At 65.7% G+C, this 20,314-nt stretch carries 20 protein-coding genes, 1 tRNA gene and 1 pseudogene; 5 read left to right on the top strand and 17 right to left on the bottom strand.

The features are described from left to right. Nucleotides 1-39: 39 nt before the first annotated feature. The 12 genes and pseudogenes from pstA to hflK form a co-directional block, all read right to left on the bottom strand. On the bottom strand, nucleotides 40-897 hold the full coding sequence (gene pstA / locus M8312_RS08015; RefSeq protein WP_250117196.1) for a phosphate ABC transporter permease PstA: 858 nt from the start codon (nucleotides 895-897) through the stop codon (nucleotides 40-42). Nucleotides 898-931: 34 nt separating this feature from the next. Next, nucleotides 932-2,323 (bottom strand): phosphate ABC transporter permease subunit PstC, encoded by a 1,392-nt coding sequence (pstC, locus tag M8312_RS08010; protein WP_250117195.1) that lies wholly within the window; start codon nucleotides 2,321-2,323, stop codon nucleotides 932-934. 27 nt (nucleotides 2,324-2,350) lie between these two features. Then, nucleotides 2,351-3,382, bottom strand: a complete 1,032-nt coding sequence (locus M8312_RS08005) for a substrate-binding domain-containing protein (protein WP_250117194.1) — start codon at nucleotides 3,380-3,382, stop codon at nucleotides 2,351-2,353. 108 nt (nucleotides 3,383-3,490) lie between these two features. Then, nucleotides 3,491-4,495, bottom strand: coding sequence for a sensor histidine kinase (locus M8312_RS08000; RefSeq protein ID WP_250117193.1), 1,005 nt, complete (start codon nucleotides 4,493-4,495; stop codon nucleotides 3,491-3,493). Between the two features lie 35 nt (nucleotides 4,496-4,530). Continuing rightward, entirely contained in the window at nucleotides 4,531-4,950 is a 420-nt protein-coding gene (locus M8312_RS07995; protein ID WP_250117192.1) for a hypothetical protein, read from the bottom strand. A gap of 82 nt (nucleotides 4,951-5,032) precedes the next feature. Further along, nucleotides 5,033-5,371, bottom strand: coding sequence for a hypothetical protein (locus tag M8312_RS07990; protein WP_250117191.1), 339 nt, complete (start codon nucleotides 5,369-5,371; stop codon nucleotides 5,033-5,035). 71 nt (nucleotides 5,372-5,442) lie between these two features. Then, on the bottom strand, nucleotides 5,443-6,039 hold the full coding sequence (locus M8312_RS07985) for a helix-turn-helix domain-containing protein (protein ID WP_250117190.1): 597 nt from the start codon (nucleotides 6,037-6,039) through the stop codon (nucleotides 5,443-5,445). Nucleotides 6,040-6,174: 135 nt separating this feature from the next. Next, nucleotides 6,175-6,260: transfer RNA gene (locus M8312_RS07980), tRNA-Tyr, on the bottom strand. Nucleotides 6,261-6,319: 59 nt separating this feature from the next. Next, a pseudogene (locus M8312_RS07975) lies at nucleotides 6,320-7,957 on the bottom strand (helicase HerA-like domain-containing protein); the annotation flags it as partial. Nucleotides 7,958-7,993: 36 nt separating this feature from the next. Next, nucleotides 7,994-9,559: a Do family serine endopeptidase gene (locus M8312_RS07970; RefSeq protein ID WP_250117188.1), complete on the bottom strand. Its 1,566-nt coding sequence runs from the start codon at nucleotides 9,557-9,559 to the stop codon at nucleotides 7,994-7,996. Nucleotides 9,560-9,631: 72 nt separating this feature from the next. Then, nucleotides 9,632-10,468, bottom strand: a complete 837-nt coding sequence (gene hflC, locus M8312_RS07965) for a protease modulator HflC (protein WP_250119738.1) — start codon at nucleotides 10,466-10,468, stop codon at nucleotides 9,632-9,634. Continuing rightward, nucleotides 10,468-11,601 (bottom strand): FtsH protease activity modulator HflK, encoded by a 1,134-nt coding sequence (gene hflK / locus M8312_RS07960; protein WP_250117187.1) that lies wholly within the window; start codon nucleotides 11,599-11,601, stop codon nucleotides 10,468-10,470. Before hflK ends, hflC begins: the two co-directional genes overlap by 1 nt. A gap of 93 nt (nucleotides 11,602-11,694) precedes the next feature. Between hflK and M8312_RS07955 the strand changes: the two genes are divergently transcribed. Then, on the top strand, nucleotides 11,695-12,651 hold the full coding sequence (locus M8312_RS07955) for a P-loop NTPase (RefSeq protein WP_250117186.1): 957 nt from the start codon (nucleotides 11,695-11,697) through the stop codon (nucleotides 12,649-12,651). 14 nt (nucleotides 12,652-12,665) lie between these two features. Next, nucleotides 12,666-13,109, top strand: a complete 444-nt coding sequence (locus M8312_RS07950; protein ID WP_250117185.1) for a CoA-binding protein — start codon at nucleotides 12,666-12,668, stop codon at nucleotides 13,107-13,109. Here the strand turns inward: M8312_RS07950 and M8312_RS07945 are convergent. Both M8312_RS07945 and ubiA read right to left on the bottom strand, forming a co-directional pair. Then, nucleotides 13,078-14,424, bottom strand: coding sequence for a TldD/PmbA family protein (locus M8312_RS07945; RefSeq protein WP_250117184.1), 1,347 nt, complete (start codon nucleotides 14,422-14,424; stop codon nucleotides 13,078-13,080). The genes M8312_RS07950 and M8312_RS07945 overlap by 32 nt on opposite strands. A 16-nt stretch (nucleotides 14,425-14,440) precedes the next feature. Then, complete coding sequence (ubiA, locus tag M8312_RS07940; protein WP_250117183.1) at nucleotides 14,441-15,376, bottom strand: 4-hydroxybenzoate octaprenyltransferase; 936 nt, start codon at nucleotides 15,374-15,376, stop codon at nucleotides 14,441-14,443. 316 nt (nucleotides 15,377-15,692) lie between these two features. On the opposite strand from ubiA, the gene M8312_RS07935 reads away from it, so the two are divergent. From M8312_RS07935 to M8312_RS07925, 3 genes are read left to right on the top strand one after another with little or no spacing between them, the layout of a single operon-like run. Further along, complete coding sequence (locus M8312_RS07935) at nucleotides 15,693-16,010, top strand: DUF6481 family protein (RefSeq protein ID WP_250117182.1); 318 nt, start codon at nucleotides 15,693-15,695, stop codon at nucleotides 16,008-16,010. A gap of 8 nt (nucleotides 16,011-16,018) precedes the next feature. Next, nucleotides 16,019-16,753, top strand: coding sequence for a 16S rRNA (uracil(1498)-N(3))-methyltransferase (locus tag M8312_RS07930; RefSeq protein ID WP_250117181.1), 735 nt, complete (start codon nucleotides 16,019-16,021; stop codon nucleotides 16,751-16,753). A 13-nt stretch (nucleotides 16,754-16,766) separates the two neighbouring features. Then, complete coding sequence (locus M8312_RS07925; RefSeq protein WP_250117180.1) at nucleotides 16,767-18,137, top strand: glutamate--cysteine ligase; 1,371 nt, start codon at nucleotides 16,767-16,769, stop codon at nucleotides 18,135-18,137. A 64-nt stretch (nucleotides 18,138-18,201) separates the two neighbouring features. On the opposite strand, the gene M8312_RS07920 is transcribed toward M8312_RS07925, so the two are convergent. The 3 genes from M8312_RS07920 to rpsM form a co-directional block, all read right to left on the bottom strand. Beyond that, entirely contained in the window at nucleotides 18,202-19,284 is a 1,083-nt protein-coding gene (locus M8312_RS07920) for a DNA-directed RNA polymerase subunit alpha (protein WP_250117179.1), read from the bottom strand. Between the two features lie 94 nt (nucleotides 19,285-19,378). Beyond that, nucleotides 19,379-19,768, bottom strand: coding sequence for a 30S ribosomal protein S11 (gene rpsK / locus M8312_RS07915; RefSeq protein WP_114228536.1), 390 nt, complete (start codon nucleotides 19,766-19,768; stop codon nucleotides 19,379-19,381). 103 nt (nucleotides 19,769-19,871) lie between these two features. Continuing rightward, nucleotides 19,872-20,240 carry a 30S ribosomal protein S13 gene (gene rpsM / locus M8312_RS07910; protein WP_250117178.1) on the bottom strand — a complete coding sequence of 123 codons (369 nt, stop codon included), beginning with the start codon at nucleotides 20,238-20,240 and terminating at the stop codon, nucleotides 19,872-19,874. Between the last annotated feature and the right edge of the window lie 74 nt (nucleotides 20,241-20,314).

The raw sequence follows: 20,314 nt of genomic DNA, 5'->3' as shown, positions 1-20,314 counted from the left end.
GCGTGATCGGCGTCTGTTCCTTGGTCATCACCATCAAACCTACCAGCGTCGTTCGAACTTGTTGCGGAGATAAATAGCCAGTCCGTTCATCAGCAGCATGAAGATCAGCAGCACGATGATGGCGGCGCTGGTTTTCTGCACGAACGCGCGGTCGACCTCGTCCGACCAGAGGAAGATCTGAACCGGAAGAACAGTCGCCGGATCGGTGATCCCATGCGGCGGAGACGCGATGAACGCGCGCATTCCGATCATCAGCAGCGGCGCGGTTTCGCCGAGCGCGCGGGCCATGCCGATGATGGTGCCGGTCATGATTCCCGGCAGCGCCAGCGGTAAGACATGGTGGAACACCACCTGCATCTTGCTTGCGCCGACGCCCAGCGCTGCGTCGCGGATCGACGGCGGAACCGCCTTGATTGCGTTGCGTCCGGCGATGACGATTACCGGCATGGTCATGAGGGCAAGCGTCAGGCCGCCGACCAGCGGGGCGGAGCGCGGCAGGTCCATGACGTTCAGAAACACCGCCAGGCCGAGCAGGCCAAAGATGATGGAGGGCACCGCCGCCAGATTGTTGATCGACACTTCAACCAGGTCGTTCCAGCGGTTCCGCTCGGCGAACTCCTCCAGGTAGACGGCGGCCAGCACGCCAACCGGGAAGGCCAGCGCCATGGTCACGATGATGGTGAAGAAGCTCCCGCTAAGCGCACCCCACACGCCCACCTCGCTCGGGTCGGTCGCGTCCGAGGCGGTGAGGAAAGTCCCGCTGAACCCGCCGATGCCCTTGACCGTCATGGTGATCAGCAGAAACGCGAGGAAGCCGAGGCTCAGCAAGATGGTCGCCAGTCCGAGCAGGCGAAAGCGCCGCTCCGCCGCATAGCGCCGGGCCACACGCTGCTTCATTGCTGGGCTGGCCCAGCGGCTTTCGGAGGACGACTTACTCATAAGCTTCCCGATACCGGCGCACGACCGTCAGCGCGATGAGATTAAGGAGCAGGGTGACGATGAACAGCACCAGCCCAAGCGCGAACGCCGCGAGGGTCTTGGCGCTGTCGAACTCCTGATCGCCGGTCAGCAGCTGAACGATCTGAGTGGTCACGGTGGTGACACTGCTGAACGGATTGGCGGTGAGATTGGCGGAAAGGCCCGCCGCCATCACCACTATCATCGTCTCGCCAATCGCCCGGCTGACAGCCAGCAGCACACCGCCGACCACTCCAGGCAGCGCCGCCGGGAGGATCACCTTGCGGATGGTCTCCGACCGGGTCGCGCCCATCGCCAGGCTGCCGTCGCGCATCGCCTGCGGGACAGCCGCAATGCTGTCATCGGCCATCGAGCTCACGAAGGGAATGATCATGATGCCCATCACCAGTCCCGCCGCGAGCGCGCTTTCGCTGCTCGCGTTGCTGAGGCCGATCATCACGCCAAAGTCGCGCACCAGCGGCGCCACGGTCAGTGCGGCGAAATAACCATAGACGACAGTGGGAACGCCGGCGAGGATCTCCAGCACGGGCTTCAACACCTTCCGCACCTTGGGCGCCGCATATTGGGTAAGGTAGATGGCGCTCATCAGACCGAGCGGGATAGCCACGATCATGGCGATCACCGCGCCGATGAACACTGTTCCCCAGAAGAGGGGAATGGACCCGAACGCACCCGAGGAACCGGCCTGGTCGGCGCGTATGGCGGTCTGCGGCGACCAAGTGGTCCCGAACAGGAATTCGGTGACCGAAACCTTGGAGAAGAAACGCAAGCTCTCGAACAGCAGCGAGAGCACAATCCCGAGGGTCGTGAGGATCGCGATCAGCGAGGCTGCGACCAACAGGCCCATAAGCCATTTCTCGACCCCCGCACGAGCGCGCAGACTGGGCCGGATCCGGGTCACGGCCCAGCCCGCGCCGGCGAGTGCCAGCAGCAGCGCAAAGCCGCAGCCGATCAGCGCATAGCGGGTCAGCGCCTCATGGTAGACCGGTGCAATCGCTGCTGCCTGCGGGCTCATGGCGGAGGCGATCTGCCCGGTGGCCAGCTGATAGGCTTCGTTCAGGACGTTGTTACGAGCAAGGTCGAAGTCCGGAAGCTGCCGTCCTGCTGGGCTCGACAGCACCGCCTGATTGACGAGCTTGCTCAGAAGGGGTGCCCAGACTGCCAGGAACAGGAGCGCGGGGACTGCCGCCCAGAGAAATGCGAAGCCGGCGTGGTAACCTGGCAGGCTGTTCAGGCGACTGCGCCCGCTGCCCACTCCGCGCAGGGCGCTTGCCCGTGAGCGGGCAAGCGTTGCGGCAGCCGCGGCGACGGCGAGGACCAGCAACAGTGCCAGGAGCACGCTCATGGCGCCGTTGTTTCCTTTCCGCCGCGCTTACTTGAGGGTCGCGGGATCGAGCGGCTTGAGCGCCGCCGCCTGCGCCGTCGCCGCACTGGCATCGGCAGCAGCGAACGGCACCAGGCCGCGCTTCTCCAGCAGACCACCCTTGCCCCAGTTCTGGGAATAGAGCGCAAGGAACTTGGCGATGGCCGGCTTTGCGGCCACATGCTCCCCCTTCACATAGAGGTACAGCTTGCGGGCGCCCGGGTAGCTCAGGCTCTGGATGGTCTCTTCCGTCGGCAGAACGCCGCCCAGCTCGACCGGCCGGATCTTGTCGGCATTCTGTTCGAGGTAGCTGTAGCCGAGTACGCCCAGCGTGCCGCTATCCGCCTCGACCTTCTGCACTAGCAAATTGTCGTTCTCACCGGCCTCCACGTAGGCTCCGTCCTCACGAATCTTCGTGCAGACGTCCTTGTGGCGCGGCTCGTCGCTCTTCTTCAGGGCGACCATCGCCGGATCGCTTTCGCAACCCTTGGTGAGGATGAGGTCGGCCAGGCTGTCGCGCGTGCCGCTGGTCGGCGGCGGTCCGAGCACTCGGATCTTCACCGGCGGAAGCGCCGGGTTCACGTCGCGCCACGTCTGCGCCTTGTTCGGCCCCTTGCCGAATGGGTTGGCGGCCAGTGCCTTGTAGATGTCGGCAACCGTGAGCTTGAGCGGCTGTGCCTTGTTCGATTCGATCAGGGTGAGCCCATCGATGCCGATCGGCACCTCGATGATCTGCTTGGCGCCGGCCTTGGCGCAGTTGTCATACTCGCTGCGCTTCATGGCGCGCGAAGCATCGACGATATCCGGGTAATTCTGGCCGACTCCGGCGCAGAACAGCTTCATGCCAGCGCCCGTGCCGGTCGACTCGACGATTACGCTGGTGCCCGGGTTGGCCTTCTGAAAGGCCTCGGCCATGGCGGTGGTGAACGGGTAGACGGTCGACGAACCGACAATCTTGATCTGCGAGGCGGTATTCGCGCTGTTGCTTCCGCAAGCGGCCAGCATCGCCGCGGCCGGCAGTGCCCAGATGATCTTTTTCATGTTGCCCTCGAATCCCTTACCAGCAGACCAGCGGCCTGTTGGGGCCGCCCTAGCGACGGCTAAGCCACTTGAGCATGACGGTTCGGTGAAGCTTTTATGACAGCGTTCTCAGGCAAGCGGCAGATGAACGGACACGACGGTTCCCTGGCCGATCTCGCTGTCGATCTGCAAACGACCGCGGTGGCGTTCGACAATATGCTTGACGATCGCCAGGCCAAGGCCGGTCCCGCCGCTGTCACGGCTCCGCGCGGCGTCGACGCGGTAGAACCGCTCGGTAAGGCGCGCGATGTGCTTGCTGGCGATACCCTCGCCATGATCGATGACTCGAAACAACGCTTCGCGTCCGTGCTGGCTCACCTCGACCTCGACCGAACGGCCGGAAGTCGGGCAGCCATATCGGATGGCGTTGGCGACAAGATTGTCCGCCAACTGGAGCAGCTGGGCATGATCGCCGAGCACGACCGGGCGGTTGCCATCGCTAGTGACCTCCACGGTTGCGCCTCGTTGTTCGGCAAGTGGTCCAGCGTTGACTGCTGCGGTGAGCGCGACCTCCCGAAGGTCGACCTGCTCGGACGGAACGCTGAAACGCTCCGACTCGATTCGGCTGAGGCTCATCAGGTCGCCGACGATGCGCAACATCCGGCGGGCTTCGCTGTGGATTGATTCGGCGAAGCGCTGGCGAAGTTCCTCAGGCAGTTCGCCTTCATCGGCCAGCGTTTCCGCGTAACCGATGATGGTCGCGAGAGGCGTGCGTAGCTCGTGACTGGCGTTGGCGACGAAATCCACCCTGGTCTTTTCGGCTGCTCGCAAGGCCGAGCGGTCCGACAGACGTACCAGCAGCAGCCCCTCGCCGACTGGCCGGACGACAAGGCCCCAGGTCCGTTCGAATCCCCCGATGCCATTCACTTCAAGTTCGGCGGCGCGGCCAGCGTGGATCGCCGAGAGAGCCTGGGGCTGGCGAACAGCCAAGCGCACGTCACGGCCGACGATCGCCTCGCCGAACAGGGTGATCGCGGCGGTATTCGCCGCCACCGTGCGCTGCCGCTCGATAAGCAGGGACGGGTCGTCCGCCGCATCGAGCAGGGCACGGACGAGGGGGGGTGGATCGGTCATTCGGCCGCTTCTTAGCTGAGCAGCCGAGGCAAGGGCTAGGCCACGACGCCAGGAGAGGACGGCCGATAGCGCTCGCTGCGCAACGCCGCCGCGATCAGGATGAAGAGAATGGGATAGGACCAGAAGCGCATCGCTGCCGCGTAGGCGATGTCGACAAGGTTGGGCTGAAGCAGCCGCAGGCCATGCCCCAACACTGTCGTAAGCTGCAGACCCGCGACCCACAGCGGCCAGAAGCGTCTGGTGGTCAGCGCCAGCCCAACGAACGCCGCAAGGACGGCGATATCGATCAGCGCCACGCTGACGGCGATCTGGCTATGCAGGTTCATCAGCGCCGTCGAAAGCAGCGAAGCCGCGAGGGAGATAACGGCCGCGAGCCGCGTCTCGCGATCACCGCGGGCGAACGCTGCCGCAACAGCCACCAGCACGAGCGCGTAATATAAGGCGATACGAAGCATGGTGCCGCTCGGCCATACAAGAAGAGGAGACAGACCGATAGCGCGGCCTGCCTCCTCTCGAGATACTGCAGGAATGATTTGCTTAGCTGACTGCGCGCAGCTGGGCCGTGCTTGGCGGGCATTCCATGCCGTCGCCGAAGGCCTCGGTGCGCAGGCCGGGGATCTTGTTCTTGGCGTCGAGCAGAACAAGGTGAGCCTGCCCCATCCGGCCGCGAGCGGCGACCAGGCCGTTCAGCGCGCCGGCAACTTCCTCAAGCGCCTCATGGCCCGTGGAGACCGCCACTCCGGTGCAGGAGCGGGCGCGGATCAGGCGGGACTGGAGCTCGGCCAGTTCCATCAACGCGGCTTCGATACTGTCCTCTACCGCACGCACCTGGCTGGCGACGGCGTGGGCGGATTGCTCGATAAGTTGTTTACGCATGACTTCTCCGCGCCGGGCAGCACTGCCACCCGGTCTTGTTGAAACTGCGCCAATCGAGAGGTGCGTAAGGCCTAGCGCGCGACTAGTCTGGCGAGGCTTTCAAGCCCCGCGAGATACATGCCCGCGGAGAAGCTGGCGCCCATGGCGATCGCAAGGACCCAGAGCAGTCGCTGGCCCACGCTCATCTGATTGCGCGGATTGTTCCTGGTTGACCACGGCAGAACCAGCGAGGACCGGGGCTGTGTTGCCCCCTGCTCGGTTTCGAGAACTTCATCATCCCCGATCCCCACTGCACGATCAGCGTGCCGAATCTGAAAACTGATCGCCCCGTCTTGATGTCTGGGTCCGGGGGTTGGGTCGATATACGGCGCTTGATGTATCAACCGCTGATATGGCTCGGCCAGCGCCACAAGCCTTGCGGCATCTTGCCGCCGACTGACGCCGAGAAGGCGGATGGCGGTGCGGATACGCTGATCGACCGTGTGGGACGAAATGCCGAGAAGGGTGGCAATCTCTTTGCTGCTGAGGTGCTGGTCGACCAGTCTCAGCACCTCGAGCTGACCTGCGCTTAGTGCCTTGATGCGCTCCGCGGCCATCTTCGCTTCTTCGCTCGCCTGGACCGGGCGATCATCTTCCAACACCAAGCCGTCCCCGAACTGCTGATACACGCAAGTTCCTTTCTACGCGTCACTCATGATGAGCCCACTGCCAAGCCCACGACTCGGTTTGTGGATAAATGACTAGGGTAATGATGTCAGATGTAGCCCCAGCTAACCTAGGAAAAATGCTCACCAGGTCAGGAATGGTGGAGAGGGCTGGATTCGAACCAGCGTACGCTTGCGCGGGCAGATTTACAGTCTGCTGCCTTTAACCACTCGGCCACCTCTCCACGAGGCGCGGGGGCGCTCTTGGCGGGGGGGCGTCACGCTGTCAACGCTCCGGCGGGCTTTATCGGCCCTTGAACAGGCCGCCGAGGACGCCGCGGAGCAACTGGTTGCCCAATTGACGTCCGATGGAGCTCGCCGCGGAGCGGGTCGCGCTCTGGATCGCCTTGTCGAAAGCTGTAGGCTTGGCGGCCTCGCGGGCTTGGCGGTCGGCTTCACGCTGGGCCTGCAGCCGTTGGCGATCCTCCTCCTTCTGCGCCGCCGCGGCCGCCCGCGCATTCTGCGCATCGATCCGGGCCTGCTCCTTGGCCTGAACCGCCGCCTGACGGGCTGCTTCATCTTGCGCCTTGGTTGCCGCGGCGGCCGCGGCTGCCTCGTTGGACTTGGCGGCCAGGATCTCCTCGGCCGATTCGCGATCGACAAGCTGGTCGTACTTGGTACCGATGGCGTCGGTGGTGAGCATCACTCCGCGCTCCTGCGGCGTGAGCGGACCAACGCGGGTCGAGGGTGGCTTGATCAGGACGCGCTGCACCGGCTCGGGTGAGCCGTCCGGTTGCAGCAATGAGACCAGCGCCTCGCCGATCTTCAGTTCCGTGATCGCACTCGCGACATCGACATTCGGATTGGGCCGGAAGGTGTTGGCCGCCGCCTGCACGGCCTGCTGGTCACGCGGGGTGAAGGCATTGAGCTTGTGCTGAACGCGATTGTTGAGCTGCGCCGCCACCTTGTCGGGAATGTCGATCGGATTCTGGGTGATGAAATAGACGCCCACCCCCTTGGAGCGGATCAGCCTGACCACTTGCTCCACCTTTTCCAGCAGCGCGGGCGGCGCATTCTCGAACAGCAGGTGCGCTTCGTCGAAGAAGAAGCAGAGCTTGGGTTTGTCGGGGTCGCCAACCTCCGGCAAGTCCTGGAAGAGCTCGCTTAGCAGCCACAGCAGGAAGGTCGCGTAGAGCCTTGGCGAGGCCATCAGTTTGTCGGCGGCAAGGATGTTGACCAAGCCGCGACCCTGATCGTCCGTGCCCATGAAGTCGGCAAGCTCCAGTGCCGGCTCCCCGAAGAAATGGTCGCCGCCCTGGGAGCGCAACTGCAGCAGTGATCGCTGGATCGAGCCGATCGACTGCTTGGTGACGTTGCCATATTGGAGCGTGAGCTGGTCGGCGTCCTCTCCGCAATGCACCAACATCGACTGGAGGTCGTCCAGATCGAGCAGCAACAGCCCGTCCTTGTCGGCGACCGTGAAGGCAATGTTGAGCACGCCTTCCTGCACCTCATTGAGGTTCATCAGCCGTGCGAGGAGAAGCGGACCCATTTCGCTGACGGTGGTACGGACGGGGTGGCCCTGCTCGCCAAACAGGTCCCAGAACTGAACGGGGACGTCGGCATATTGCCAGTCGGTCATGCCGACTTCCTGTGCCCGCGCGGCGAAGGTCTCGTGCAGCTTGGACTGGGGGGAGCCGGCCATTGCAAGGCCGGACAGGTCGCCCTTCACATCGGCGACGAAGCAGGCAACGCCCGAGCGGCTGAAGCCCTCGACAATGCCCTGCAGCGTGACCGTTTTGCCGGTGCCGGTCGCGCCGGCGATCAGCCCGTGACGGTTCGCCCGCTTTAGTTCGAGGGCCTGGGGATTGGCCCCGCCGCTCTCGGCGCCGATGAAGATAGAAGTTGAACCGTCGGCCACGCTGCGCTGCTCCGTCGTCGTTACGGCGGAGAGCCTAGCGTGGCTGACTAGCTGACGCTAGCGGGCGAGATCGATCCCGAAGAACGCCTCGGGGTTCGCGCCGCGCTTGACCAACAGCAGGACCGAGGTCCGACCGGCCCGCCGCGCGGCGTCCACCTGCGCCACGATCTGTGCCGGAGTGGTCACCGCCTGCTGATTGACGGAGATGATCAGATCGCCGCGCTGCAGGCCCTTCTCGGCGGCATCGCTGTCGGGGTCGACCTTGGCGATGATCACACCGCGGGCCGTCGCCGGCAGATTGACTGCCCTGGCGATGTCAGGTGTCAGCACCTGCAGCGACAAGCCAAGCGAAGTGGTGCCCGGCGTCGCTTGCGTGTTGCCATTGGTGGTGCCCTGGTCATTGAAGCCGCCGCCACCCGCATTGGCCTGCTTGGCGAGTTCCTCCTCGCTCGGCCGCTGGGCGACGGTGACCTGCACCGTCTGGCGCCGGCCCCCGCGGAAGATCTCCACCGGCACGCGTGCGCCGACTTGGGTGTTGGCGATCAGATAGCTGACCGTCTCGTCGGCAGTCACGGCACGGCCATTCACGGATAGGACCACGTCACCCTGCTGCAGGCCGGCCTTCGCCGCCGCGCCGCCGGGCACCACGGAACGGACCAGTTCACCACGATCCTTGGGAAGACCCAGGCTGCTCGCGATGCCCTCATCGAGCGGCTGTAGGCCGACACCGAGGTAGCCGCGCTGCGGGGCCTGGCCCTTGCGGAGGCTCTCGATGACCGGCTGTGCGAGCTCGGCCGGGATGGCGAGGCCGATGCCCACATTGGTCCCGGTCGGGCTGATCAGCGCCGAGTTGATGCCGATCACATTGCCCTGCATGTCGAACATCGGGCCGCCGCTGTTGCCCATGTTGATGCTGGCGTCGGTCTGGATGTAGCGGTCGTAAGCGCCAACGCCAGTGATCCCGCGATGCAAGGCGGAGACGATTCCGGCCGTGACCGTTCCGCCCAGGCCATAAGGGTTGCCGATCGCGATGACCCAGTCGCCCACCCGGGCGCGGGTGCTGTCGCCCCAGTTCACGTAAGGCAGGTTGCTGCCTTCGATCTTCAGAAGGGCGAGATCCGACGGCACGTCCCGGCCGACGATCCGAGCCGGAAATTCACGCCCGTCGGGCATTTTCACCGAAACCTGGTCGACGACGCCTTTGCCGCCCTCACCCTGGATAAGGTGGTTGTTGGTGACGACATAGCCGTCCGGCGAGATGATGAAGCCGGAGCCGAGCGATCCCGTCTCACGGGTGCGCGGCTGGTTGCCACCACTGCCGCCCTGGTCAGGCACCGGGGCGCCGAAGCGGCGGAGCAATTCGGCCATGGGGTCGGCGGCCTGCTGCTGCACGGGCACGCGCTGCTTGGTCGAAATGTTGACCACTGCCGGGGCAAGCCGGGCCGTCAGGTCGGCGAACGACGCGGGGGCACCTGGACGGGGCGCCATCTGTGATGGCGCATTCTGAGCGACCTGAGCTCCTACTGGTCCGGTCGCGATCGAAAACGCCGATCCCCCGATCAACAGGGCTGCCGCGACACCATAGGCATAGCGCACTTTGGGAAACTCCTTCGGCGACGTCATTACAAACACCTCACGAATTGGCCTTGTTTTAAGCTGCTAGGTCAAGCGGCTGAACGGCCATTGAACAATCGACTAGCGGCCCGCTCCGCCGCGGAATTGGCGCAGGAATTCATTGTCGGGCGACATGATGATCTGGGTGCCGGCCGGCTTGGTCTGGCCATCTCCCAGGAACGTGGTCTGGTAGCTCTGCATCGCCCGATAGAAATCGTAGAACTGCGGGTCCTTACCAAAGCTTCCGGCATAGGTCTGCGCCGCTTGGGCGTCGGCCTGGGCGCGGATGATCTGCGCGCGCTTGGCCCCCTCGGCCCGGATTGAGCGCGCCTCCTGCTCGCGCGCGGTGCGCATCCGCTGGAACGCGCTTTCCAGCGGCGAGCCTTCGGGCAGGTCGGTCTTCTTGATCCGAACATCGATGATCTGCACGCCATACTGGCCCGCGACTCGATTGAGGCCGCGCTGAACATTCTCCATCGCGCCCTCACGCTCAGGGCTAAGCAGGCTGGCGAAGCTGCGCTTGCCAAGCTCGTTGCGCAGTTCCGAGCCGAGGATCGGGCGAAGCGCCAGGCTGACCCGGTCCTCAGATCGCGCGCGGATATAAAGGCGCAGCGGATCGATGACGCGGAAGCGGGCGAAGGCATCCACCTGAAGCCGGAGCTGGTCGGTCGAGAGCACCTGCTGCTGTTCCATGTCGACATCGCGCACCCGCTTGTCGATCCAGACCGTGTTCTCGAAGAAGGGCAGCCGCCAGTTGATGCCCGCCTGGGTCTGGCCGAGCACCCGGTTGGGCGCGCCAAAGCGGACGATCAGCGCCATCTTGGTCTCGGGCACCACGATCACACTCAGACGCAAAGCGATGAGAACGATCAGGGCGATCATCGCCGCCAGGATCGGGCGGCGGGTGATGGCGCCGATCACTTGGCGCCTCCCTGCGGAGCCTGGCCCTGCTGGACAGCAGGCGGCGTTCGCGATCCCGCCGACGGCAGCGGCAGGTAAGGCGTGACGCCCGGCGCCTCGATGATCGTCTTGTCGACCTTGCCCAGGACATTCTCCATCGTCTCATAATACATGCGGCGGCGGGTCACTTCGGGGGCCAGCTTATATTGCTCGTAGATGCGGTCGAACGCACCGGCCTCGCCCAGCGCCTTCTGGCGGAGCTGAAGCGCATAGGCGTTGGCGGAGTTGATGTAGCTGGCCGCCTCCTGCTGGGCTGCCGTCACATCCTTGAAGGCTTCGTTGACGGCGGCCGGCGGGTCTGCCTGCTTGATCGCGACGCCCTGGATAGTCACGCCCGCCTGATAATGGTCGAGGATGCGCTGCATCTCCTCCTGAACCCGCGCTTCGATGTCGCCGCGCTTCTGACCGATCGAATCGTTGAGCGTCACCGTGCCGATCACCGCGCGCATCGCACTTTCCGCGACCTGCTCGATCGTCGCATCGGGGTTCTGCAGCTTGAAGATGTAGAGCTCGGGATCGCGGATGTTCCAGCGAACCGAATAAGCGATATCGATGATGTTCTGGTCGCCGGTCAGCATCAGGGTCTCGGAACCGGCCGAGCCGAGATCGATGTTGCGGATGTTCTCCACATCGACCTTCTGCATCTTCTCGAGCGGCCAGGGCAGCGTCAGCCCGACGCCCGAGCCGACGGTCCGGTTGTAGCGGCCAAGAGTGGTGACCACCCCGCGCTCTTCGGGGGCAATGCTATGAAAACTGGTGAACACCAGCCAAGCCGCCACCAGCGCGAGCCCGGCCCAGAACAGCAGTCCGCCGCTCGGCAATTCGAGCCCGCCGCCGCTGCGTCCGCCGAAGTTGCCGCCGCCACCTCCGCCGCCAAAGCGCTCGCGTCCGCGGCGAAGCAGATCCTCGAGGCTCGTCGTGGGACCGCCGCTACCGACATTGCGACCACCGCGCTCCGGCTCCGACCAGGGGCTCCGCGGGCCTTCGCGCGGCGGATCTCCCTCGCCGGGGCCCGACACCGGGCCCCACGGGCTCTTGTTGTCAGCGAAAAGGCCGCGAGCGCGCGAAACCCACCCCAGGATAACCGTCATGCCCGCAGATATAGATGGGAGCGGACAATTTAACAGTGGGCTCCGCAGAAACCCTGGATTGCGCCGCCCCCCGCCTGTCCCTAGCTCCCGCTAATGTCCCTTGAACAAGTTCTTCGCGCTGGTGCCGACGGCGCTCGCGTTCGCGCCGTGCGCACCAAGGAGGGTGTCGCCACCATCGTCGCCGATGCGTCCGGCCTGTCCTCCACTGAACGCACCGGGCTCGAAGCCCGCCTGCGCGAAGCCGCTTTGGCCACCCGCGAGGTCCAGGAAGCGCGCGTCGCGCTGACTGCCACCAAGTCCGGCCCGGTCCTCATCGCAGTCGGCAGCGGCAAGGGTGGGGTGGGCAAGTCGACCGTCGCCGCCAATCTGGCGGTTGCACTGGCGGGCATGGGCAAGCGCGTCGGGATGATCGATGCCGACATCTACGGTCCCTCGCAGCCGACCCTCCTCGGCACCGACGCCAAGCCGGAGGCGGAGGACAAGAAACTCATCCCCGTCCGCACCCCGAGCGGCGTCAGCCTGTTGTCCGTGGGGCAGTTGGTGAGCGCCGGCCACGCACTCGCCTGGCGGGGCCCGATGGCGTCCGGCGCGCTGATGCAATTGGTCGAGGGCGACTGGTCGGGTCACGACATATTGATCATCGACCTGCCGCCCGGCACCGGCGACGTGCAGCTGAGCCTCGTTCAGAAGTCGAAGCCAGCTGGAGCCGTGATCGTCTCGACCCCCCAGGACCTGAGCCTGATCGACGCGACGCGCGCCATCGACCTGTTCCGCAAGACCGATGTGCCAGTGCTCGGAATCATCGAGAACATGGCCGGCTATGCCTGCCCTCATTGCGGACAGGCGTCCGACCCGTTCGGCCAGGGGGGCGCCGAAGCGGCCGCGCGCGCTCTGGAGGTGCCATTCCTCGGCCGGCTTCCGCTCTCGGCCAGCTTGCGCGAAGCCTCCGACGCGGGCCAGCCACCGGCGGCGGGAGCGGGCCCCGCCGCCGACGCCTTCCGCGATCTCGCTCGCGCCGTGCTGGCGCAGCTGGAAACAGTCCGCAGCTGAAGGGTTGAGCCGCCATGCCCCTGACCCGCGACGAAGACCTGGCCGCTTTGCTTTCGAGCAGTCGCACAATTGCCATCATCGGTGCCTCCGATGATCCCGGCCGCCCCAGCTATGGCGTCGGCGGCTGGCTTACCGACCACGGCTGGCGCGTGATCCCCGTCAACCCGCGCATCACCGGTGAGCGGGTTCACGAGGAATATGTCTGGCGCGACCTCGGCCAGGTCGGCGTTCCCATCGACATCGTCGACGTGTTCCGCCGGCCCGAAGAAGCGATGGACGCGGTGGAGCAAGCGATCGCCGTCGGTGCGAAGGCGGTCTGGTTTCAGCTGGGCGTAGTGAACGAGGCGGCGATCGCCCGCGCCGAGCAAGCTGGTCTCCAGACCGTTGTCGACCGCTGTATCAAGGTCGATGCCGCGCGCTTGCGGGTCAGCCCGCCGCCACCGTCATCTCAGGAATAAGCACCGTCGGCGCATCGATCCCGCGCCGATATTCGAGGTCGCTTCCAGGTTCGAGTGTGGCGAACATCTCGAGCAGGTTGGAGGCGATGGTGATCTCCGCCAACGGCCGGACGATCTCGCCGCCCTCGATCAGGAACCCCGCCGCTCCCCGGCTGTAGTCGCCGGTGACACCGTTGACGCCTTGGCCGATCAGCTCGGTCACCAGGATGGCGCGCGGGAACGCCGCCAGCAGTTCCTCACGGCTCCGTGTGCCCGGCAGAAGCGCCAGGTTCGACGGAGCCGCGCCAGGCGCGCCACCCACGCCGCGGCTGGCATGGCCGGTCGGGATGATACCCAGCTGCCGAGCTGCGGCACTGTCGGTCAGCCATGTCGTGAGAATTCCGTTCGCGATGAGGTCCATCTGCCGCGCGGGCAGGCCCTCGCCATCGAAGGGGCGGGAGCGGGAACCACGAAGCCGGTGCGGATCGTCGCGGACCGTAACGCCGGGCGCGAAGATACGCTCGCCGAGCCTGCCCAGGAGGAAACTCGTCTGGCGGGCGATTGCGCTGCCGGTGATCGCCGCGCTCAAGTGGCCGAGGAGCGACCCAGACACGCGCGGATCGAATAGCACCGGATAGCGCCCTGGTTCCGGTTTGGCCGGAGCGACCCGCGCCGCGGCCCGCTCTCCCGCTTCGCGGCCGATCTTTTCGGGCTCGTCCAGATCTTCGAGGTGGCGCACACCGTGCGAGGCATAATCGCGCTGCATGGCCGCGCCTTCGCCAGCGACCACGCTGGCGGAGCAGGAGAAACCGCTCGACCGGTACGCACCAGCGAACCCGCCGGAGGTTGCCAGTGCAATCGTGCTTGCCAAGCTACCTGCCGAACCGCCGTTGCTGTTGGTCACTCCTGCGACGGCGCGCGCCGCCTGCTCGGCACGCAGTGCTCGTTCCCGCAGCGCGGCGGGGTCCGGATCGCTTGGGTCGTAGCTATCGAGGTCGGGCGCCTCTCCCTTGAGCAGCAGATCGGCGGGCGCCAGGCCGGCGAAAGGGTCGTCGGGGGCTTCGGCCGCCATGGCGATTGCTCGGCTCACCAGCTCGTCCAGCGCCTCGTTGCTGAAGTCCGCGCTCGAGACGCTGGCTGAGCGTTGTCCGTTGAACACCCGCAAGCCGATGTCCCGGTCATCCGACCGCGACACATCCTCCAGTTCGCCCAGCCGTACCGACACGGAGGTCGAGCTGCCGGCCACCAGCATGGCGTCCGCGCCGGTGGCGCCCGCCTTCATCGCGCGCTCCACGAGGCTGGTGGCGATGTTCTTGGCGTCGTCGGGATTGAGCATGCGGGCGATGTAGCGGTTAGGCGGCGCTGCTCAACCCCACGACCAGCATTGCCCCGAACACCAGCAGCCCAGCGAACCTGTTCGACCGGAACAGCCGAAGTGCTGATTCGCCATCATCGGGGTCGGCCCGTCGGATCTGCCCTGCCAACTGAATCGCGGCAGGAAGCAGCGCCACCAGCGCCAGCCAGTCTGGCCGGACGGCCCACAGGGCTGCCGCCCAGCCAGCGAGCGCCAGCACGTAACAGACGCCCACGCCCAGCCGCACTCGCCGTCCAAGCCGCCGGGCCGAACTGCGCACCCCCACCAGGGCATCGTCCTCCTTGTCCTGCACGGCGTACAGAGTGTCATAGCCGACCACCCAGGCGACGCTTCCCAGCCACAGCAGGATCGGCGCCCAGCTCACTGACCCCGTTACCCCCGGCCATCCCACCAGCGCACCCCAGCTGAACACCAACCCGAGCCATGCCTGCGGCCACCAGGTGATGCGCTTCATAAAGGGATAAGCGGCCACCAGCCCCAGGCTGCCCAGCGCCACGAACTGGGCCGTCCGCTCCAGTTGCAGCAGCACCACGAGTCCGATGAGGCTCAAGGCAACCAGCAGCACCCACGCCGACCTGGGCGACACCCGCCCGCTTGCCAGCGGCCGCAGCCGCGTGCGCTCCACCTGCCGGTCGAGGTCGCGGTCGATAAGGTCGTTGTAGACGCAGCCAGCCGACCGCATCGCGAATGCGCCCAGCGCCAGCCAGGGGAACAGCGCCCAGCGTCCCTGAACCCCCGCCAGCGCCACGCTCCAGGCGCAGGGCCAGTAGAGCAGCCAGGTTCCGATCGGCCGGTCGAGGCGCATCAGGCTGGCATAAGGCCGCGCGGCCACGGGCAAGCCGCCGATCAGTCCCTGACGTTCGCTGTCGGGGACCAGGTCATCGTGGACCGAAGAGGGGATAGTGCCAGTCACGCTCGCCGATTAGCGCCTCGCATTCCGGCTGTCGCGCCTCTCAGAGGAACCAGGCGAGCGGTCTTGAACAATAGGATGCTGTCTGCTTCCTGGGTTTCGGCGACGTGCGGCGATTCCTTCCCTCAACGTGCTGCCGAAGTTTTCACCGCGCCAGAGCAGGCGGAACCAGGGAAACTTGGAAACTTCGCCGGGCCGCCCGACCCATCGGCACGGAACGGAAGCTACGAGGCGGGACTTTTGCCCGAACTGTGCTAGGCGCTCGAACGACGACCGGTGGCGCCTCCAATCGCGCGACCGGCAGGAGATAAGAACACCCATGGGTTACAAGAATCCGACCTTCCAGGACCGCGCCGGTCAGGCTGCCGACGCACGCGCCAAGGCGCTGGAGAAGCTGCGGAGCAAGCCCGCGGTCGATCCAGCAGTCGCCGCCGAGCGCCTGGCGGCGGCCGAGCGCAAGCAGACCGCGCTGGCCGAGAAGGCCGCTGCCAAGAAGGCTGAAGCGCAGGCGAAGGCCGAGGCAGCGGCGCAAGCCAAGGCCGAAGCTGCCGCCAAGGCTGCCAAGCCGGTGCTGACCGATGCCGAGAAGAAGGCCGCCCGCGACGCCAAATACGCGGCCCGCAAGGCACGCCGCTAACCCCGCACGTGGCCGCGACGCCCGCCTGGCCACCGCGCAGCCTGCCGCGTCTGTTCGTGCGGCCCTCCCTCGGGGAAGGGGCCAGCGTGGCGCTCGATGCCGCGCCGGCAAACTATCTTGGCAACGTCCTCCGGCTCGGCCCTGGGGGCGAGGTGCTGCTGTTCGACGGCGCGTCGGGCGAATGGCTCGCGCGCATCGTCGAGGCGGGGAAGAAGCGAATGCTGCTCACCGTGGAGCGGCAATCGCGACCGCTCGAGCAGGTGCCCGACCTCACCCTTGCCTTCGCACCCGTGAAGCGCGCCCAGACCGACTGGCTGGTGGAAAAGGCGACCGAGCTTGGGGTCCGCCACCTGCAGCCGGTAATGACCCGTCGTACTGTCGCTGAACGGGTCAAGCTCGATCGGCTGGAGAATATCGCGATCGAGGCGGCCGAGCAGTGCGGCCGGACGCTCCTGCCGACTCTGGCCGAGCCGATCGCGCTGGCTGCCTTCCTCACTGTGCTCGACCGTCGGCTGTATTTCGCCGACGAGACTGGCGGCGCGCCCACCGCGGAGGCGATGACGCCCGGCCCAGCCGCGATCCTGATCGGGCCGGAAGGGGGCTTCACGCCCGAGGAGCGTGCCCTCGTCCGGGCACACCCCCGCGCTGTTGCCATATCCCTGGGCCCGCGCATCCTGCGCGCCGAAACGGCGGCGGTAGCCGCGCTCACCGCCTATATGGCGCTGGCCGGGGACTGGCGCTAAGCGCGCAGTCAACATGACTACGCGAACCGACCTCAGCGAGAGCCCCCTCATCGAAGGTCGTGACGACCTTCTTTCCGTCTTCTCCGGCGGCGAAAAGCCCGCCGAGCGCTGGCGGATCGGCACTGAGCATGAGAAGTTCGTCTATCGCACGTCCGACCATCGTGCGCCGAGCTGGGATGAGCCCGGCGGAATCCGCGATCTGCTGCTCGGCCTGACGGAGTTTGGCTGGAGGCCGGTGGAGGAGAACGGGAAGATCATCGCGCTTTCCGGTGACGACGGTACTATCAGTCTTGAGCCAGCCGGACAGTTCGAACTGTCGGGCGCCCCGCTCGAGAATTTGCACCAGACTTGCGCCGAAGCCGCTCGTCACCTCGCCCAATGCAAAACTGTCGGCGACCGCTTGGGCCTTGGCTTCCTTGGCTTGGGCATGTGGCCCGACAAGACCCGCGCCGAGCTGCCGATTATGCCCAAGGGTCGCTACAAGATCATGCTCAGCCACATGCCGCGGGTGGGCTCGCTTGGCCTCGACATGATGCTCCGGACATGCACGATTCAGGTCAATCTCGATTATTCGTCGGAAGCCGACATGGCGAAGAAGTTTCGCGTGGGGCTGGCGCTTCAGCCGGTCGCCACGGCCTTGTTCGCCAATTCGCCGCTGACCGAGGGCAAGCCCAACGGCTACAAAAGCTTCCGCAGCCACATCTGGACCGACACTGATCCGCACCGCACCGGCATGCTGCCATTCGTGTTCGAGGATGGCTTCGGGTACGAGCGCTACTGCGATTACGCCCTCGACGTGCCGATGTACTTCGTTTTCCGCGATGGTCAGTACATCGACTGCGCCGGCGAGAGCTTTCGCGCCTTCCTCGATGGCAAGCTCCCTCAACTGCCCGGCGAGCGCCCGCGGATCAGCGACTTCGTTGACCATCTCTCGACAGCGTTCCCCGAAGTTCGCCTCAAGAGCTTTCTGGAGATGCGCGGCGCCGATGGCGGCCGCTGGGGCCGCATCTGCGCGCTGCCGGCACTCTGGGTCGGCCTGCTTTATGATCAGGGCGCGCTCGACGCCGCCTGGGACCTGGTCAGGGACTGGACCATCGATCAGCGGCAGCAGCTGCGCAGCGACGTTCCGGCGCAAGCGCTTGAGGCGACGGTGCCGGGCGGACGGACCATGCGGGAATTCGCCGGTGAAGTGCTCGACATCGCCGCCGCTGGGCTCACGGCGCGCGCGCGGCTCAACGGGGCAGGGGACAATGAAGGCGGATTTCTTGATCCGCTGCGCGAGGTGGTCGCAACCGGCGTAACGCCCGCCGACCGCCTGCTCGCCTGGTACAACGGCGAGTGGGCCGGTGATGTGTCGAAGGTCTACGACGAGCTGAGCTTCTAGGGCACAACGAAAAAGGGCCGCCCCGGCGGGGCGGCCCTCTCTCGTTTCGCGGATGGACGGGTTTTTACCCGAGCATTTCCTGCTCGAGCTTCTTGGCCATTTCCTCGATGTTCTCAGGCGGCCAGCCCGGGATGTCCATGCCGAGGCGCAGCCCCATCGACGCCAGCACTTCCTTGATCTCGTTCAAGGACTTGCGGCCAAAGTTCGGGGTGCGGAGCATTTCCGCTTCCGTCTTCTGCACCAGATCGCCGATGTAGATGATGTTGTCGTTCTTCAGGCAGTTGGCCGAACGAACCGACAGTTCCAGCTCGTCGACCTTCTTGAGGAGGTAGCGGTTGAGCTGGTTCGTGTCGGTGGTCGTCTCCGGCAGCGCGCTGCCACCGGCGCTCGGCGTCGCGGCCTGGCCGATCATCGGCGAGGCGGAACGGATCTGACCATCGTCGAAGCCGACGAACAGCGCGAGCTGATCCTGCAGGATGCGGGCGGCATAGCCCAGCGCGTCCTCGGGCGTGACCGTCCCATCAGTCTCGACCGTCAGGGTCAGCTTGTCATAGTCGAGTTCCTGGCCGACCCGGGTGTTCTCGACCTTGTAGGCAACCTGGCGAACCGGGCTGTACAGCGCATCGACCGGAATGAGGCCGATCGGTGCGTCGGCCGGGCGATTCGAGGCGGCCGCGACATAGCCCTTCCCGATGTCCGCGATGAGCTCCATGTTGAGCGTCGCACCCTGATCGAGATGGCAGATGACCAGCTCAGGATTGGTGATCTCGATGTCGCCGGTGGTCTGGATCTGGCCGGCGGTGACCTCGCCGGGGCCGGTTGCGGTCAGGTGGATCCGCTTGGGACCTTCACCTTCCATCCGGATCGCCAGCTTTTTGATGTTGAGAATGATGTCGGTGACATCCTCACGCACACCAGCGAGGCTCGAGAACTCGTGCAGCACGCCCTCGATCTTGATCGACGTGACGGCGGCGCCCTGGAGCGAGCTCAGCAGCACGCGGCGCAGCGAATTGCCGAGCGTCATGCCGAACCCGCGCTCGAGCGGCTCGGCCACGAACACTGCCTTGCGGCGCACGTCGGTGGTTGCCTTGCGCTCGAGGGCGTTGGGCTTCTTGAGTTCCTGCCAGTTCTTTGCGTTGACGGCCATTTTGCTTCCTTGGCAGCGGGGCCGCGACGTCTCGCATAGCCCCTGTTATCTGTTGTTCGTGAACCCGGCCTACGGTTTCCCGTGGCCGAGAGCCTCAGACGCGGCGGCGCTTGCTGGGGCGGACGCCGTTGTGCGGGATCGGGGTCACGTCACGGATGGAGGTGATGGTGAAGCCCACCGCCTGCAAGGCCCGAAGGGCGCTTTCGCGGCCTGACCCCGGACCCTTGACCTCGACCTCGAGCGTGCGAACCCCGTGGTCGGCGGCCTTGCGGCCCGCGTCCTCGGCGGCAACCTGAGCGGCGTAAGGCGTCGACTTGCGGCTGCCCTTGAAGCCCATCATGCCGGCCGAGCTCCAGGCAATCGCATTGCCCTGCGCGTCGGTGATCGTGATCATGGTGTTGTTGAAGCTGGCGTTCACGTGAGCGACGCCGGCCGAGATGTTCTTGCGCTCGCGGCGGCGAAGGCGCTGTGGTTCGCGTGCCATATCTGGGTGTTCCTACAATCCGAGTGTTGCGTTTCGCTGGCGGAGGGCTGCCTCCGGCGAAGTAGCTGCAGCGCGACCATCCCCCGGATGGTCGCTGTGTCAGTTACTTCTTCTTGCCAGCGATCGGCTTGGCCTTGCCCTTGCGGGTGCGGGCATTGGTGTGGGTACGCTGGCCGCGGACCGGCAGGCCCTTGCGGTGGCGCAGGCCACGGTAGCAGGCAAGGTCCATCAGCCGCTTGATGTTCATCGCGGTCTCACGGCGGAGGTCACCCTCGACTGTGTGATCGGCGTCGATCGTCTCACGGATCTGCAGAACCTCCTGGTCCGTCAGGTCCTGGACGCGGCGCTCGGGCGCGATGTTCAGCTTGGCGGTGATTTCCTTGGCCTTGGTCTGACCAATGCCGTGGATGTAGGTGAGCGCGATTTCCACGCGCTTGTTGGTGGGGATGTTGACCCCGGCAATACGAGCCATGCGGTTCCGTTCTTCCTTGTTAGCTCCACAGGGCAGCGTTGCGGCCACCCCATCTCGACGCTTCCTCCCGCATC

The sequence above is a fragment of the Sphingomonas sp. KRR8 genome, from assembly GCF_023559245.1.
Classification (GTDB): Bacteria; Pseudomonadota; Alphaproteobacteria; order Sphingomonadales; family Sphingomonadaceae; genus Sphingomicrobium.
The sequence above is the reverse complement of the archived record's forward strand: the minus strand, read 5'-3'. Positions and strand labels throughout refer to the sequence as shown.